12 protein-coding genes and 1 tRNA gene are annotated in these 13,520 nt (G+C 56.3%); 7 read left to right on the forward strand and 6 right to left on the reverse strand.

Features of this window, described 5'->3' with window-relative positions:
• Positions 1-141: 141 nt before the first annotated feature.
• Entirely contained in the window at positions 142-768 is a 627-nt protein-coding gene (locus ACDI13_RS05660; RefSeq protein WP_316990984.1) for an L-threonylcarbamoyladenylate synthase, read from the reverse strand.
• Between the two features lie 194 nt (positions 769-962).
• Between ACDI13_RS05660 and ACDI13_RS05665 the strand changes: the two genes are divergently transcribed.
• Positions 963-1,038, forward strand: a tRNA-His gene (locus tag ACDI13_RS05665).
• Between the two features lie 353 nt (positions 1,039-1,391).
• Here the strand turns inward: ACDI13_RS05665 and ACDI13_RS05670 are convergent.
• Genes ACDI13_RS05670 through ACDI13_RS05680 form a run of 3 tightly spaced genes read right to left on the reverse strand, consistent with a single transcriptional unit; the run spans position 1,392 to position 4,712 of the window.
• A complete protein-coding gene (locus tag ACDI13_RS05670; RefSeq protein WP_316991017.1) occupies positions 1,392-2,252 on the reverse strand; it encodes an undecaprenyl-diphosphate phosphatase in 861 nt (286 codons plus the stop codon).
• Positions 2,253-2,278: 26 nt separating this feature from the next.
• Positions 2,279-3,862, reverse strand: a complete 1,584-nt coding sequence (locus tag ACDI13_RS05675) for a TerC family protein (protein WP_316991016.1) — start codon at positions 3,860-3,862, stop codon at positions 2,279-2,281.
• Between the two features lie 58 nt (positions 3,863-3,920).
• Positions 3,921-4,712, reverse strand: coding sequence for an inositol monophosphatase family protein (locus ACDI13_RS05680; protein ID WP_035270898.1), 792 nt, complete (start codon positions 4,710-4,712; stop codon positions 3,921-3,923).
• Positions 4,713-4,820: 108 nt separating this feature from the next.
• On the opposite strand from ACDI13_RS05680, the gene ACDI13_RS05685 reads away from it, so the two are divergent.
• Both ACDI13_RS05685 and ACDI13_RS05690 read left to right on the forward strand, forming a co-directional pair.
• On the forward strand, positions 4,821-5,669 hold the full coding sequence (locus tag ACDI13_RS05685) for an RNA methyltransferase (RefSeq protein ID WP_316991015.1): 849 nt from the start codon (positions 4,821-4,823) through the stop codon (positions 5,667-5,669).
• 137 nt (positions 5,670-5,806) lie between these two features.
• Positions 5,807-6,577: an IclR family transcriptional regulator gene (locus tag ACDI13_RS05690; RefSeq protein WP_042483953.1), complete on the forward strand. Its 771-nt coding sequence runs from the start codon at positions 5,807-5,809 to the stop codon at positions 6,575-6,577.
• Positions 6,578-6,668: 91 nt separating this feature from the next.
• Here ACDI13_RS05690 and ACDI13_RS05695 read toward each other — a convergent pair whose 3' ends face one another.
• Together ACDI13_RS05695 and ACDI13_RS05700 are read right to left on the reverse strand one after the other, a co-directional pair.
• Positions 6,669-7,481, reverse strand: coding sequence for a mechanosensitive ion channel domain-containing protein (locus tag ACDI13_RS05695; RefSeq protein WP_316991047.1), 813 nt, complete (start codon positions 7,479-7,481; stop codon positions 6,669-6,671).
• A 526-nt stretch (positions 7,482-8,007) separates the two neighbouring features.
• A complete protein-coding gene (locus ACDI13_RS05700) occupies positions 8,008-8,619 on the reverse strand; it encodes a class I SAM-dependent methyltransferase (RefSeq protein WP_316991014.1) in 612 nt (203 codons plus the stop codon).
• Between the two features lie 88 nt (positions 8,620-8,707).
• Between ACDI13_RS05700 and ACDI13_RS05705 the strand changes: the two genes are divergently transcribed.
• From ACDI13_RS05705 to ACDI13_RS05720, 4 genes are all read left to right on the forward strand, one after another.
• Complete coding sequence (locus tag ACDI13_RS05705) at positions 8,708-9,706, forward strand: LLM class flavin-dependent oxidoreductase (RefSeq protein WP_316991013.1); 999 nt, start codon at positions 8,708-8,710, stop codon at positions 9,704-9,706.
• Positions 9,703-10,629, forward strand: a complete 927-nt coding sequence (locus tag ACDI13_RS05710; protein ID WP_316991012.1) for a LysR substrate-binding domain-containing protein — start codon at positions 9,703-9,705, stop codon at positions 10,627-10,629. The genes ACDI13_RS05705 and ACDI13_RS05710 overlap by 4 nt, the downstream gene beginning before the upstream one ends.
• A 75-nt stretch (positions 10,630-10,704) precedes the next feature.
• Positions 10,705-11,733: a tripartite tricarboxylate transporter substrate binding protein gene (locus ACDI13_RS05715; protein ID WP_316991011.1), complete on the forward strand. Its 1,029-nt coding sequence runs from the start codon at positions 10,705-10,707 to the stop codon at positions 11,731-11,733.
• Positions 11,730-13,337: a gamma-glutamyltransferase family protein gene (locus ACDI13_RS05720; RefSeq protein ID WP_316991010.1), complete on the forward strand. Its 1,608-nt coding sequence runs from the start codon at positions 11,730-11,732 to the stop codon at positions 13,335-13,337. Before ACDI13_RS05715 ends, ACDI13_RS05720 begins: the two co-directional genes overlap by 4 nt.
• Positions 13,338-13,520 lie beyond the last annotated feature (183 nt).

The following is a 13,520-nucleotide window of genomic DNA, read 5'->3' on the forward strand; positions in this document are numbered from 1 at the left end:
GGGTCCGGGCCGTGGGTCTATTCACAATAGGCTAAGCCACCCACACGCAACCCGTCTGATTGGGACAGCGACTGCTGCCCCAAGGTTCAGAATTGAAACACGGATACGCACTTGGACGCGAGTTTTGTGTCAGTCAGGGGGTCAAGACAGGCCCAAGGTAGAGGGATCACCAGAGCCTCGACGCAACACGTCGGGCGTGGGTCCCGTCAAATCGATGACGGTAGTGGCCTGCAAAGGGCACGGCCCACCATCGACAACCGCCGCCAGTTGATGGGCGTAACGGTCCAGAATGTCCTGGGCATCGTTCAAGGGCTCGTCTTCGCCGTCGGGAATCAGGGTGGTGGAAATCAGAGGACTGCCCACTTGCTCCATCAAGGCCAGGGCCACTTTCCGGTCGGGCACCCGAATACCAATGGTTTTGCGCGAAGGATGCGACACACGGCGCGGCACTTCCTTGGTGGCTTCCAGAATAAAAGTCCACGGGCCAGGGGTGGCCATTTTCAGCAGTCGATACTGCGGGTTGTCCACTTTGGCAAAGTGGCTGATCTCAGCCAGATCACGACACAGCAAGGTCAGATGATGACGGTCATCCAAGCCACGCAAACGACGCAGGTTGTCAGCCGCTGACTTGTCATCCAGACGAGCAACAACGGCATAACTGGAATCGGTAGGAATGGCGAGCAGCCCTCCTTTAGCCAATAGTTCTGCTGCTTGAGCCAATGCGCGGGGTTGGGGGTTTTCGGGATGAACGACGAATAATTGAGACATTTCGCGCTTCCTTGCTATTACGAGGGGAAATCATTAAACCTGAGTCACGCCGTGACCGGCAAGACCGAAGCAGGGCTCAGGGTCGGCGTATTCGTGCATGGGTGTTGCATTATTTAAAAAAAGCATGCTAGAATAAATTTTTTACTTCGCAGCCACTTTAAAGTAGGCCTGAAGCAAAAAAGCAGTAAATAGTGGTGACCGTAGCTCAGTTGGTAGAGTCCCGGATTGTGATTCCGGTTGTCGTGGGTTCGAGCCCCATCGGTCACCCCAAAAAATTTACCGCTTCCAAAGTTTTGCAAATCTCCTTAAAAGATGTCAAAGCTAGGAACTGGAAAAACATACTTGAAAGCCCGCCACTCTGCGGGCTTTTTTGCGTTTGTTCATCGTAGCAAGTTTGGCGCCTTCGCACATCCCCACACCCACCCAGGCAGGNATAGATAGATAGATAGATAGATAGATAGATAGATAGATAGATAGATAGATAGATAGATAGATAGATAGATAGATAGATAGACAAAGTATGTGCGTGAAAAGACGGTATTTACCGACCCTCCCTAAAAAGAAAAATCCCCGCTGGCAGATAAACCAAGCGGGGATTTCAGAACCTCTAAAGCGATAAAGGGCTACGTCATCAACCACACAAACAATACTCCGCCCAACGCAATCCGATACCAGGCAAAAGGACGATAAGTACGGCTGGATACAAAACGCAGCACGGCTTTCACCAGGAACAGTGCGCTAAAGAACGCGGCAATAAAACCCACGATAATCGCGCTGCTCTGATCTGCGCTCAAGGACGCACCGTTGCGATACAGGTCATAAACCGTGGCGGCCAACATGGTGGGCATGGCCAGAAAGAAAGAAAACTCCGTGGCCGTCTTGCGCTGAATACCTGCCAGCATGCCACCTATAATCGTCGCCCCCGACCGCGACGTACCGGGCACCATGGCAATGCACTGAGCAAAACCAACGACCAAAGCCTGTTTCCAGGTGATCTCCTCCAAAGCAAAGGCCGTGGCCTTTTGCGAGGTGGCAGTTTCCCCCTGATCGCTGTCTGCCGTGTGCTTTGCATACTGCGGTTTGCGTTCTACCCACAGCATCAACAGCCCCCCCAACACCAGCGTGAACACAAAGACAATCTGATGATGAAACAAGGCTTTCACGTATTGAATCGTCAAGGCACCAATCACCGCAGCGGGCAAAAACGCGATCAGCAGATTGCGCGTGAACATCATCTCGGTGCGGTCACCGCGCAAGGTTCCCATGATCAGTTGAATCAGACGCGCACGGAAAATCCAGACCACGGCCAGAATCGAACCGAACTGAATCACGACCTCGAACACCTTGGCGTCGCCCGAAGAAAAGTCGATCCACGAACCCAATATCAGCAAATGTGCCGTACTGGAAACAGGAATAAATTCAGTAATACCTTCAACAATCCCCAGAAACAGGGCCTTCAACAAATAAATGGTTTGCTCGGTCATGTTGTGTGAATCAAAGCCAATAAAAATTAAGATGCCAAGAAGGGATCGATTTGTTCATCATCGTAGGGCACGCGCTCCAGACTGACCTGGGAAATGCGACGCCCTTCCAGCTCCTGAACCTTGAAGCGATACACGGCATCATGCTGTTCAAGCTCACAGACATCACCCACCTTGGGCAACTGTCCAAACCGTGTCAATAGATAGCCGGCCAAGGTGGCATACTCTTCCTCTTCATCCACCAGCCCCTCCACGCCCAGCATCTGTTCCAAATGATGCAAATCCGTGGAGCCATCCAATACCCAATGATCCTGAGACTCCTGGACAATATCAGGAGCTTCATCCTCGCTGGGAAAGTCGCCCGCAATAGCCTCAAAAATATCCAAGGGCGTCACCAACCCTTCAATCGCCCCAAACTCGTCCGTTACCAGAACCAACTGACCGCGGCTTTGTTTGATGGTTTCCATCAAGTCCAAAATCCCGATGGACTCGTACACAAAGACCGGCTGACGCAATTGGTCCACACGGATATGACCATGAATCAGCAGATCTGCCAGTAACTCTTTGCTTCGACCAATGCCAATAACCTCATCGAGCGAACCGCGACACACCGGCACCATGCTATGAGGTTCCTGTGTCATTTTTTCACGCAGGACCTCTGGGTCGTCCTGCACATTCACCCAGGTAATCGCATTGCGTGGCGTCATCACCGAATGCACGGTGCGCTCGGACAAGGTCAGCACACCGCTCACCATATTGCGCTCTTCCTGACCAAACACCATTTGCGCCGATGCCCCAGGCAGATCCGGCCCAATGACAGCCTCTCCCGAGGCGGGGCGCTTGCCCAACATGCGTAGCACGGCCTCAGCCGTGCGTTCACGCATGGGGCGGCCCGCCTGCAACAGACGCAGCTTGCGACGCGCCAACTGGTTGAACATTTCAATCAGGATGGAGAAGGAGATGGCCGCATACAAGTAACCCTTGGGTACATGTACACCAAAGCCTTCGACCAGCAAGGAAAAGCCAATCATCAACAAAAAGCCCAGGCACAAAATGACGACCGTAGGCCGGCTGTTGATATATGCAGTCAACGGTTTGGAGGCCACCAGCATGATGCCAATGGCAATAATCACCGCCGCCATCATGACAGGCAGGTGGTCGACCATCCCCACGGCAGTAATGACCGCATCCAGAGAGAATACGGCATCAAGCACCACAATCTGCGCCACGATGACCCAGAAGCTGGCATACATACGCGACCCAGAGGCGTGAGCACTGCGGTTTTCAATGCGCTCGTGCAGCTCCAGCGTGCCCTTGAGCAACAAGAAAAAGCCGCCCACTATCATGATCAGATCGCGGCCCGAGAAATCCAAGCCCAGCACGGACACCAAAGGATCAGTCAACTGCACCAGATGGGACATGACCGTCAGCAGGCCAAGACGCATCAACAGGGCCAAGGACAGGCCCAGCACACGAGCGCGATCACGCTGCGCGGGAGGCAACTTGTCGACCAAAATTGCAATGAACACCAGGTTATCGATGCCCAGCACAATTTCCAGAATTACCAGTGTGAGCAACCCAACCCAAACGGTCGGGTCCATCAACCACTCCATCTCAGCTCCTTGGCGCTGTGACTAAAAGAACACCCCGGCGGAGCCGGGGTCTAGGTTCTTAATCTTGCAGGTGCGACAGCATCTGGATAAAGATCTTCGGACTGGCGGCAATCACATTGCCGGTTTCTTTCCAGGTTTGCTCACCTTCAAAGTCGCCGACCAGGCCACCGGCTTCGGTCACCAGTAAAGTACCGGCAGCCAGATCCCAGGGTTTCAGGTTGACGGCGCAGAAACCATCCAGACGACCAGCAGCCACATAAGCCAGATCCAAAACCGTTGCACCCACGCGACGCACAGCCGCACATTCGGCCAGCATATCGGCAAATGGGGAGGTGGGTTTCACGCCTGCACCCGAATCGGGCACGTGCGCACCGATCAAGGCATCGTGGTAACGGGTCTGGCCCGACACACGAATACGACGGTCGTTCAGGAAAGCACCACCGCCACGGCTGGCCGTAAACATTTCATTGCGGTTGGTGTCGTAAATGACGGCATGGGCAGCCTGACCACGGTGCATCAAGGCAATCGAAATGGCGTAGCACGGAAAGCCGTGAATAAAGTTGGTGGTGCCATCGAGCGGATCAATGACCCACTGGTATTCAGGGGTGCCTTCGCCTGCAGGTTCCAGCGGAGGACGCTCGCCCGTTTCCTCTCCGATAAAGCCGTGATCAGGGTAGGCTTCGCTCAACACTTCAATGATGGCTTCCTCTGCTGCGCGATCCACTTCCGTGACATAATCTTTAGGGCCTTTACGCGCAACCGACAGGTGCTGGAGGTCTAGACTGGCGCGAGAGATAATGGTGCCGGCACGGCGAGCCGCCTTGATGGCGGTATTGAGCATCGGGTGCATGGAAATTCCGTTTTTTTAACAATAATTGAGCCTGCCTGGCGTGCCCTGTTGCAGGGTAAAATCGCGTGAGCAGACACAGGAAGCGTAGCTTCAAAGTAGCTATTTTAAATGACTCAGACGCAAGCATCGGCATTTGATGATAATTTTCACCGGGTTCGCTTCATTATGGTGCAACCCAGCCACCCTGGAAACGTGGGCGCAGCAGCGCGAGCGATCAAAACCATGGGCTTTGGCGACTTATGTCTGGTCGACCCGCTAGACCCGGACGTTGCACAAAACCCTCAGGCAATCTCGCTGGCCAGCGGTGCCGTGGACGTTTTGGAGCAAGCAAGCATTGTTCCCACTCTGGCGCATGCACTGGAGCCGGTCACGCTGGCTTTTGCCTTGACGGCCCGCCCCCGCTACCTGGGACCACCGGCTGCCGACATACGCCAGACGGCCGAACTGAGCCGTGAACACCTGCGCCAGCACGCCGGAACCGTGGCCATTGTGCTGGGTACCGAGCGCGTGGGCCTGACCAACGAGCACATCAGCCAGTGCCAGTATGTCTGCCATATTCCGGCCAATCCTGAATACAGCTCCCTGAATGTCGCCCAGGCTTTGCAACTGGCCGCCTGGGAATTGCGCTACGCCCTGCTGGCGCAAAGCGGCGCCAGCCTGCTGCCCAATACCGATGGCAAGGCTGACCCTGGAAAAGAGCTGGCTCCGCAAGCCAAGGTGCAGGCCTTGCTGCAACACTGGGAACAGGCCATTGAGAGCGTCAAGTTCCTGGACCCCAAACACCCCAAAAAACTGTTGCCGCGCATGCAGCACTTATTTGGGCGTGCTCAGCTCAGCCTGGACGAAGTGGATATGTTGCGCGGCCTGTGTACCGCCATGATCAAGACCGCCAAAGCAGCGGGCCACCCTATTCCTGAACAGCGCAAAGACGAATCGGCTGGCCCTGAGCAACGATAAAGCTTGCGCTTTGACCCGCTTGCCCGCTGCACTCAGCGGGCATTGTCTTTTATGAACGATCACACAGTGGACACTTTCTCGGCTGGCGTATATTCTTACTGAGTTACTTTTTCAGTAAGCATGAGCTGTTTTCAAGCATGAACACTCCCGAGACCGTAGAACCGCAAGATCAGGCCGGGCCGCGTACCCTGCAACGCGGCTTGCTGGTGCTCAAGACTTTGCAAAATCATCAAGGCAAAGGGCTGAGCGTCACCGACCTGTCGCGCGCCACGCAACTACAGCGCCCCACCATCTACCGGCTGCTGGCCGCCCTGATCGATCACGGTCTGGTCCAAAACAGCAGCCATAGTCGCCGCTACAGCGCCACGCGCCAGGATCAGGGCCTGTTTGGACTGGACCCGCGTGTCACCATCATGCAGCCCATCATGCAGGAGCTGGCCCAACTGACCGGCGATGCGGTCTTTCTGGTGGGCCGCGATGGCGACGACTCCGTCAGCCTGTGGCGTGAAATCGGCCCCTACCCGGTACAGATTCTGGCCACTTATGTAGGCAAGCGTCAGCCTTTGGGCGTGGGTTCGGGGGGTATGGCCTATCTGGCCACACTGGGAGACGAAGCAATCGAGCAGATTATCGAACGCAATGCCAATCAGTTGGATCAGTACGGTGGCATGACTCAGCGCGAGATGCGCCAGTTGGTCACCAACACCCGTATCCGTGGCTACTCAGTTGTCGGCAACTACGCTGTGCGCGGTGCCTTGGGTGTGGGCTGCGCCCTGTGCGACCATAAAGGCCGCCCCATTCTGGCCATGAGTGTCACGGCCATTACCGAGCGCATGCCAGCGCCCCGCCAAAAAGAAATTGCCGGCCTGCTGCGCGAAGCCCTGGACTCGGTGGCAGACAAGTTTTAAGGCGTGGGGCATTTTTCTTGAGCTTGGACTTAGCTAAAAAGTCTGCGTACTGCGCTTCCAGATCTGACTTTCAGACCTGGAGCCTGTCACATCAAGCCGCTTTTTTCTCAACACCCGATTGCACGATTTCTCGTACGGGAACCGGAGTCTGCAAACCTGCCTGATTCAACACCTGAACCGCACGGCGGAACAGATCAAAACGTGCGTCCCAGAAATCGGCGGAACTGATCCAGGCACGCAGATTTACGGTAATCACGCTGTCCTTGTATTCCATGACCATCACCACAGGAGCAGGGTCCTTGAGCACTTGCGGATGTTCATTCAACAGATCCTGCAACAGCTTGATGGCCAGATCCAGATCATCGCCATAACGTACGCCCACCCCGAAGTCCAAACGACGAGTCGCATTACGACTGTAGTTGATGATGGGATTGCCCCAAATCAGACTATTGGGCAAGGTGAACTGAATGCCATCCACCTGCTCAAAGCGGGTCAAGAACAAACCCACTTCCTGCACCGTACCATCGCCTTTACCCACTACCGATACAAACTCACCGGCACGCAAGGGCCGCAACATCAGCAGCATGATGCCTGCCGCGATATTTTGCAGTGTGTTTTGCAAGGCCAAACCCACGGCCAAACCAGCAGCACCCAACACCGCAATAATACTGGCGGTCTGTACGCCAAAACGCGCCAGTACGGCGATCAACACAAAAACCCGAATCGTCCAGACTGTCACGGATTGGGCCATAGGCACAATCGTCGGATCCACTCGGGGGGAGCGGGTTGCCATCCGTTTGATGGCTCGACCGGCGACAGCAGATAGCCACCAGCCAATAATCAGAATCAACAAAGCGATCACGACATTAAGCGCAATCGCGACTACAGCTGGAAACTCTGTCATCCAGGCTTGCAATTTTTCCACGTTTCAATCTCCTCAATTAAAAGGCAAAGCACCGAAGGGACTGGCCGCCAAGGGTAAACATTGCTAGTGCGCATCATAGCCTTGGGAGGGACATGAACCCAAGTTGGTCAAGCGTTCCACTTTATCCCCGGAAACTGTGGATAGCTCATAGGAAAAACTGGGCAAATCAGAAAAACACCCCGTAGTATCAGCAACTTAAAAACCGCGAACAGAAAACAGCCAAACCCGAAAAGAAACACCCGCTTATCCCCATAAAATGTGGACAAGTCACAGGATAAACCATGAATCACTGCATTTATTCCTGCACAATCAATCACTTAAAAACAAAGATCAGAGAATCGACAATTCTTTACCATTTTTTTCCTCAGGCACACCCCTGCTTGCTGAAAACCGGCTTATCCACAAAAGATGTGCATAAAAATAGGGAAAACCCCTGTATGAGCAAAAAATAGGCTTACAGAACAACACACTAAGTAGCCAGGTCAGGAATTCACCATTTTGCTTATCAGCAAGCGGGCACACGCCACAAAGATGCCAGCCAATGTTGCTCCTGCGGGGGCTTGTCTGTAGGGCGATAAAAATGGTCTATATAGTCAAAGCCCGCTTGCTCCAGACGCTCTAACCACTGTTCCCAACTGTAGTAGCACCCGTAACGCTGACCATTCCAGCCCTCTTGCCCCTGACCGCGCGGATTGGAAGAAAACAGCACACCACCCGGTCGCAGGCTATGCCGCAAAGCCGTCAGTACAGCGGGCAACTGCGCACTGGGTATATGGAACAACACCGCATTGGCAAACACGCCATCGAATGCAGCAGTGGGCAAATTCAAATCCAGAAAGTCCTGATGCAATACCGGCAAACCAGTTTGCTGACGGGCCATATCCACAAAAGCGGCACAGCCATCCAGCCCCACCGGACGATGTCCCATAGCCTGAAAAGCGACCAGATCCCGCCCCGGCCCACAGCCCAGGTCCAGAATATCCACAGGCCCCGGCAAGCCGATCGCCGCCAGCAAGGCATCGCGATTCTGGCTGACGTCGTGGTCCCATGTGCCGTCCCGATAGGCCTGTGCATGGTCCTGGTAGTGATTGACGGTGCGACGACTGGTTTCTTTCATCTGAACATCCTTGCCTATGCTATGGGTTTACTTGACGCTGCCTAACGATGGATTGACTATATCCTGAGTCCAATTTGAATCCGATGCCATGAAGCCAAGCTATCCGCTCTCCGTCCTAGACCTGTCCCCTATCGTTCAAGGCTCCACCCCGGCCCAGTCCTTTCGCTGTTCGGCGGACATTGCCCGTCATGCCGAGCAGTGGGGCTATCACCGTTACTGGTTGGCCGAACACCACGGCATGCCTGGTATTGCCAGTGCCGCGACCTCGGTACTGATTGGCCATATTGCCGGTCAAACCAGCCGCATTCGGGTCGGAGCGGGCGGCATCATGTTGCCCAACCATTCCCCTTTGGTCATTGCCGAGCAGTTTGGAACACTGGCCTCTCTGTACCCTGGCCGTATTGATTTGGGCCTGGGCCGTGCCCCTGGCTCGGACCCCGAAACCGCCCGCGCCTTGCGCCGCAATCTGAACAGCGACCCAGACCAGTTTCCACGCGATGTGCTGGAGCTGATGGACTATATGTCCGACGAGCCGCGCAACCGCATCATGGCCGTACCCGGTCGTGGCCTGAATGTGCCGGTCTGGATTCTGGGCTCCAGCCTGTTTGGTGCTCAACTGGCCGCCGCGCTGGGCTTGCCCTATGCCTTTGCCTCGCATTTTGCACCTGCTCAATTGATGGATGCTATTGAGGTTTACCGCCGTCAGTTCCAGCCTTCCGTGCATCTGGAAAAGCCCTACGTCATGCTGGGCTACAACGTCTTTGCCGCCGATACGCAAGACGAAGCCAAGCTACTGGCCTCTTCCTGGCAACAGTCCTTTGTCAACCTGCGCAGCGGTCGTCCCGGCCAGCTACCGCCACCCGTGCGGGATTACTACGAACAATGCAGCCCACCGGCCCAGCATCTGCTGGACTCCTTGCTTAGCTGTACGGCCATCGGCAATCCGGAGCAAGTGCTTGAACAGATGAAAGGATTCATTCAGCGAACGGGAGCCAACGAGCTGATGCTGAACGCCAATATCTTTGACCACAACAAGCGCCTGCGCTCCTACGAGATTGCCGCCGAACTGCGCGGCAGTCTGGCATGAACCCACGCCACCTCCAAGAAACCGCACTGCGCTACTTCCAGGAGGTCGCGCGCTGTGGCTCTATTTCGCAAGCGGCCAGTAATCTGCATGTGGCCACATCGGCCATCAGTCGTCAAATAAGTGGGCTGGAGGAAAACCTGGGCATGGCCTTGTTCGAGCGCCATGCCCGTGGCATGAGCCTGACCGCGGCGGGAGAACTGCTGCTGGCCCATGCCCGCCGCAGCGCCATGGATGCCGAGCGCACCTTGCACGATATTGCCGCCTTGCAAGGGCTGCAGACTGGCCAGATCCGGATTGCATCCTCGGAAGGTTTGGCCGCCCAGCTACTGCCGCAATGCATTGCACAGTTCCGTGACAAGCATCAAGGCATACGCTTTCAACTGGACGTGCTGCCGCCACACCGTATCACCATGCTGTTGTTAAGCGGCCAGATAGACATCGGCATCAAATTCACTCAAACAGCCGAAAAAGACATCAAGACCTTGTTTCGCCGCGATGCCCCCGTCATGGCCCTGGCGGTTCCCGGCCATCCCGTTACCCGTACCGAACGCATCAGCCTGAAAAGCCTTCTGGCACACCCTCTGGCCTTGCCCGGCCCGGACACCACCGTGCGGCAAATGATGGATGTGGCCTGCAGCGCACAGAACCTGAGTCTGGACCCGGTATTCAGCAGCAATCACATGCAGTCTCTGCATCAATTTGCCTTGTCCGGCGCAGGCGTGACGGTGTCAGCCTTGCTCTCGGCTCGTCACCTGATTGAGCAAGGTTTGCTGCAAGCCAGCTTCATCCATGAACGCGGTTTGCTGAACCGCCAAATTGAAGTACAGGCCCTCGCTGGCCGCCGCTTGCCAGCTATTGTTCGCCGCTTTCTGGACGAGTTGTTGCCGCAGCTTGAAGTAGACCCGTCAGTCTTGCCAAAATAGCAATGCTGACCTGCTTATTTGTTGCTGGTTCGGCATCTTTGCCTTTTCTATCATCTCCTGATTGAGGAGATAGCCATGACAACATTCAGCAACATCGCAAACACCGCACAGTCCCCTTCGATCCGCCGCCCCTGGAGACGTTTTGCCCAAACCCTGTTGGGCGCCGTTCTAGCGGTCAGCAGCGTGGCTGCCCATGCCAGCGAGTGGCCTGATCGCTCCATTCGCCTGATCGTGCCCTTCCCGACCGGCGGCGCGACCGACGTCATCAGCCGACTGATTGCCGAAAGCGCCGCCAAGGCGATGAACGCCAACATTGTCGTGGACAACCGCACAGGCGCAGGCGGCACCATTGGCTCAGCCGAAGTAGCCCGCAGCAAACCCGATGGCTACACGCTTTTGTTCACCACCAGCAGCACTCACGCCATTGCACCGCATCTGTACAAGTCCCTCCCCTACGATGCAGAAAAAGACTTCACCCCCATCGCTCATTTGGGCGATGCCGCCAGCGTCTTATTGGTGAACCCGTCCGTACCCGCCCACACCTTGCCGGAACTGATTGAGTACACCCGCGCCCATCCCAATGAGCTGAACTACGCCAGCAGCGGCAATGGCACCATCGTGCACCTGGGCACCGAGGCCTTTTTGAATCAGGCCAATATCGTCATGTCGCATGTTCCGTACCGGGGAACTGGTCAGGCCATTAACGATATGCTGGGCGGCTCCATCCATGTTTTACTGGACGCCATCCCCACCGGAATGCCGTATGTGAACAGCGGCCAATTGCGTGCTCTGGCGGTGACAGGCCCACAGCGTTCGCCGCTGGCCCCGAACTTGCCCACCTTTCAGGAGTCTGGCTTGCCGGGCTATGAGTCAGTTACCTGGTTTGGTCTGTATGCGCCCGCCGGCCTGCCCGATGATATCCGTGACAAAGCTTATGAGGCATTCACCCATGCCGCTCAGGACCCCAGCGTACGCTCACGCCTGCAAACCTTGGGCGTGGATCTGCCCCGCAGCACCAGTCGAGAAGCGTTTATCTCTCTGGTCCGCGAGGACAGCGCACGTTGGCACAGCCTGATCCAACTGACTGGAATACAGATTCAATGAACAAGACTGACAACTGTATGGACTGGAACAACCCCTACCCATCCGCCCGCTCTGCGGTGCTTGGCCAAAACATGGTCAGCACCTCCCACCCTTTAGCCGCGCAAGCGGGCCTGCGCATCTTGCAAGCGGGTGGCAATGCCGTCGATGCGGCCCTGGCGGCCGCTATTACCCTTACCGTGGTCGAACCCACGGGTTGCGGCATAGGCAGTGACGCCTTTGCCATCGTCTGGGACGGCAAAGAACTGCATGGCCTGAACGCCTCCGGTCGTTCGCCTCGTGCCTGGTCGCCCGACCGTTTCAAAGGTCATGCAGCCATGCCCGACAAGGGTTGGGAAAGCGTGTCCGTTCCCGGTGCGGTCTCTGCCTGGGCCGAACTGTCCAGCAAGCTGGGCCGTCTGAGTCTGGAACAGGTGGCTGCCCCCGCAATCCATTACGCCCGCGAGGGTTTCCCGGTCTCGCCCGTGATCGCGCGCTTATGGGAACTGGGTCGTCAACGCCTGGGCGATCAGCCCGGTTTTGCCGAAGCCTTTTTACGTGATGGCAAAGCCCCTGTCGCTGGCCAGTGGTATCAGAACCAGGACCAGGCCAACACACTGGAACGCATCGCCGCCACCCAGGGTCAGGACTTCTATACCGGCGAGCTGGCCAAACGCATTGCCGACTTCTCCCGCCAGCATGGCGGTGCCATGGACGAGCAGGATCTGGCCGAGCACCGCACGAACTGGTGCGGCACCATCAGCCATCCTTTTGCGCAATCGGTCATTCATGAAATCCCCCCGAATGGTCAGGGTCTGGCCGCCTTGATGGCACTGGGCATCATGGAGCAGGCCGGTGTGGGTCAGCAACCGCTGGATCACATCGATACCGTGCATTTGAGCATTGAAGCCATGAAGCTGGCTTTTGCCGATTTGTACGAGCACCACGCCGATCTGGAGCACATGATTCACCAGCCCGAGCATCTGCTGGACCCGGCCTATCTGCGCGAGCGCGCTGCCCTGATTCAGATGGACAAGGCAGGGGACCCCAAACATGGCCTGCCCGGCCCCTCCGGCACGGTCTATGTCACCGCCGCCGATGCCAGCGGCATGATGGTGTCCCTGATCCAGTCCAACTACATGGGTTTTGGCTCCGGCGTGGTCGTCCCCGGCACCGGCATCAGCCTGCAGAACCGAGGGCATGGCTTTACCCTGCGCCCCGGCCATGTGAATGAAGTGGCCGGTGGCAAGCGCCCCTCGCACACCATCATTCCGGCCTTTGCCATGAATGCCGATGGCACGCCGCAAATGTCGTTTGGTGTGATGGGTGGCCCCTTCCAGTCGCAAGGCCATATGCAAATGGCGCTGCGTGTGCTGCTGTACGGCCAAAACCCGCAAGCCGCCGCCGATGCCCCACGCTGGCGCGTGACGGGTGGCCGTGGGGTGGCAGTAGAACCCACTTTCGATCCGGCGCTGGTTCAGGCCTTGCGCGAGCGCGGTCATGAAGTCGTCGTTGAACCCGGCAGCGGTGTGTTCGCCTTTGGCGGTGCACAACTGATTCTGCGTCAGGGCAATCATTACGTGGGCGGCTCCGACCCACGTAAAGATGGTCAGGTGGTGGCTTACTAAGCCTGCTCGCTGTCCAAACGTACGCCGTGGTCAATATCTGACACTTTCCATACACAAAGACTGTGTTTTTATCAGGTTTTCTTCAGCCAGACAGAATGACTGCTGTACCATCAAAAATTGCCGCTTCATACCCCGGAAGCGGTTTTCTATTTGTCTAAACGGCCCTGTCATCCTTGGGGCCGT

It is taken from the genome of Alcaligenes faecalis (assembly GCF_041521385.1).
Lineage (GTDB): Bacteria > Pseudomonadota > Gammaproteobacteria > Burkholderiales > Burkholderiaceae_B > Alcaligenes > Alcaligenes faecalis_E.

Excerpts from the sequence above, each read along its gene's own strand:
- ACDI13_RS05710 (WP_316991012.1), top strand. The coding sequence starts at position 9,703 with ATGAACCCACGCCACCTCCAAGAAACCGCACTGCGCTACTTCCAGGAG.
- ACDI13_RS05680 (WP_035270898.1), bottom strand. The coding sequence starts at position 4,712 with ATGCACCCGATGCTCAATACCGCCATCAAGGCGGCTCGCCGTGCCGGC.
- ACDI13_RS05700 (WP_316991014.1), bottom strand. The coding sequence starts at position 8,619 with ATGAAAGAAACCAGTCGTCGCACCGTCAATCACTACCAGGACCATGCA.
- ACDI13_RS05660 (WP_316990984.1), bottom strand. The coding sequence starts at position 768 with ATGTCTCAATTATTCGTCGTTCATCCCGAAAACCCCCAACCCCGCGCA.
- ACDI13_RS05705 (WP_316991013.1), top strand. The coding sequence starts at position 8,708 with ATGAAGCCAAGCTATCCGCTCTCCGTCCTAGACCTGTCCCCTATCGTT.
- ACDI13_RS05675 (WP_316991016.1), bottom strand. The coding sequence starts at position 3,862 with ATGGAGTGGTTGATGGACCCGACCGTTTGGGTTGGGTTGCTCACACTG.
- ACDI13_RS05690 (WP_042483953.1), top strand. The coding sequence starts at position 5,807 with ATGAACACTCCCGAGACCGTAGAACCGCAAGATCAGGCCGGGCCGCGT.
- ACDI13_RS05670 (WP_316991017.1), bottom strand. The coding sequence starts at position 2,252 with ATGACCGAGCAAACCATTTATTTGTTGAAGGCCCTGTTTCTGGGGATT.
- ACDI13_RS05720 (WP_316991010.1), top strand. The coding sequence starts at position 11,730 with ATGAACAAGACTGACAACTGTATGGACTGGAACAACCCCTACCCATCC.
- ACDI13_RS05715 (WP_316991011.1), top strand. The coding sequence starts at position 10,705 with ATGACAACATTCAGCAACATCGCAAACACCGCACAGTCCCCTTCGATC.
- ACDI13_RS05695 (WP_316991047.1), bottom strand. The coding sequence starts at position 7,481 with ATGACAGAGTTTCCAGCTGTAGTCGCGATTGCGCTTAATGTCGTGATC.
- ACDI13_RS05685 (WP_316991015.1), top strand. The coding sequence starts at position 4,821 with ATGACTCAGACGCAAGCATCGGCATTTGATGATAATTTTCACCGGGTT.